Source organism: Rhizobacter sp. P2_H2, from assembly GCF_056403375.1.
Map to the genome: position 1 here is coordinate 1 of NZ_JBFUFP010000890.1, position 2,301 is coordinate 2,301.

Annotated in this window: 3 protein-coding genes; all 3 read right to left on the reverse strand. The window is 66.5% G+C overall.

Annotated elements, in window-relative coordinates; translation table 11 throughout:
- Positions 1-370, reverse strand: a 370-nt coding sequence (locus tag AC1D15_RS27835; RefSeq protein WP_477828553.1) for an ABC transporter permease subunit, incomplete at its 3' end; no start/stop codon positions are given.
- A gap of 74 nt (positions 371-444) precedes the next feature.
- A complete protein-coding gene (locus AC1D15_RS27840; RefSeq protein ID WP_477828554.1) occupies positions 445-1,692 on the reverse strand; it encodes an ABC transporter substrate-binding protein in 1,248 nt (415 codons plus the stop codon).
- A gap of 270 nt (positions 1,693-1,962) precedes the next feature.
- A partial coding sequence (locus AC1D15_RS27845) for a GFA family protein (protein ID WP_477828555.1) occupies positions 1,963-2,301 on the reverse strand: 339 nt, incomplete at its 5' end.

Sequence of the window (2,301 nt, forward strand, 5' to 3'; positions counted from 1 at the left end):
GCGACGGGAACTTCAGGTCGTCACGGCCCCACACGTTCTCTGCCACGTTCTTGAAGATGATGCCCAGCGCGATCGTCGACATGATCCAGCCGAACTCCGACTTGATCTTGATCGCCGGGCGCACGCCGATGCGCTCGACGAAAGCGCCCTGCAGCGCACCGAACACGCACACCACCGGGATCATCAGCCAGTAGTTCAGGCCCAGGCCGACCAGCGTCAGCCCGACCAGCGCGCCCAGCATCAGCGCGTCTCCCTGGCCGAAGTTCAGCGTGTCGGAGGTCGCGAACGTCAGCTGGTAGCCGAACGCGATCACCGCATAGATCATCCCGAGCGCAATGCCGCTGTAGACGAGTTGGGTCAGGATCTGCATGGTGCTCCCTGCAAGGACTCAAACAACAAACGCCGCCTCGGCACGGGCCGCGGCGGCGTCTTCCCGGGCTCGGCCTACTTCTTCGTCGCGGCCAGCGCACCCTTCGCGTTCGGATCCTTCACGCGCACCTCCGACGCCTTCTTGAAGTCGTCCGGATACGCATACACCACGCGCTGGCCCTTGACCTCGCCGAACACCGGGATGTTCGCGGTGATCGCCTCGTGGTCGCCCTTGCTGAACGGCTTGTTGTACGTCGTCACGACGCCTTCGACCGGCGCCTTCAGGTCCTCGAGCGCCGCCTTCACCTTCGGCCCCTCGGTGCCGYCCGCCTGCTTGATCGCCGCGGCGAGCAGGTAGACCGAGTCATAGCCCTGCGCTGCCGACACCGGCGAATCGATGCGCGCGTTCTTCGGGTTGAAGGTCTTCAGGTAATTGATGATGAACGACTGCCGCTTCGGCGTCGTCGGCTCCTGGATGAAGGTCTGCGGCATGCGCGCCCCCTCGCCGCCCGGGCCGGCGTTGTCGATGTAATTGGCCATCGACAAGGTCCAGCTGCCCACCAGCGGCACCTTCCAGCCGAGCTTGGTCATGCCGTTGGCGATCTGCGCCAGCTCCGGGCCGATGCCGTAGGTCAGCACGGCTTCCGCACCGGCCTCCTTGGCCTTCAGCAGCTGGGCCGTCATGTCGACGTCCTTGATGTTGAACTTCTCGACCGCGACCGGCTTGACGCCCTTCAGCGCGAGCGCCTTCTCCAGGTCCTCGCGGCCCAGCTGGCCGTAGTTGGTGGAGTCCGCCAGGATCGCGACCTTCTTGAAGCCGCGGCGCGTGATCGCCTCTTCAACGATCATCGGCGCCTGGATGCTGTCGTGCGCCGCGTTGCGGAAGATGTAGTTCTCCGGCTGGTTGTCGAACTGGTGCGTGATCAGCGAGCCGGTGGCCACGTTGTTCATCACCGGGATCTTCGCGTCCTGGTAGAAGCGCTGCGAGGCGAGCGCGACACCGGTGTTGATGTAGCCGACGGTGGCGGCCACCTTCTCCTTGTTGATCAGCTCCTGCGCGATCTGCACGCCGCGCTCGTTCTTCGCCTCGTCGTCGCGCTCCACCAGCACCAGCTGGCGGCCCAGCACCCCGCCGGCCTTGTTGATCTCGTCGGCCGCCAGGCGCACGCCGTCGCGCATGCTGACACCCATCGACGATGAACCGCCGGTGAACGGGCCGGCCACGCCGATCTTGATCGGGTCGGCGGCGAATGCAGCGGCGGCGGCCAGGCTCAGCGCGCTCGCGACAAAGGGGGTGGAAAAACGGGTCCAGGGGCTGCGCATGTTGTCTCCTGCGTGCGGCGGGTGAATGAACTTCAGTCCTGGCAAAGCCCTGTGTTCCCGTAGGACACGACGATCACGCGCGGCGTCGGCGTGTCGTGTTGCGGTGCTTCGTTGCGACCAGCATCGATGCTCGCGCATTCGCCCCGATCCGCCCTCGTGGTATTCACGTACGTGATGTTCGCGTCCGGCCGCGGCTTTTGCGCCCAAGCTGAAACTGCTTTGCGTGGCGCGCAGCAATCTGCACCGCCACGGGGCACCCGCCACAACAGCTCACTCGCTCCAGACACCATGCCGCCGGTGCCAGTCGGCCAGCGACTCGTCCGGCCAATGCTGCGCATGCACATGGCCGCGCCCCTTCGGCACGTCGACCCAGGGCGCCGCGAATGCGAGCGCCGCCTCGACGACCTCGGCCGGCCGGGGCAGCGGCGTGTCGATCGCCGACGCATGCGGATGAATCAGCTCGGGCCAGCGCGGATCCCACAGCCACAACGCACTGCCGCACTTGACGCAGAAGTGGCGCTGCGCCTTCGAGCGCGTCGCCCGCTGGCCGGGTTCGCGCATCACCGCGTGGTAGACCGCCAGGTGCTTGCGGCCGCGCACCTTCAGCGT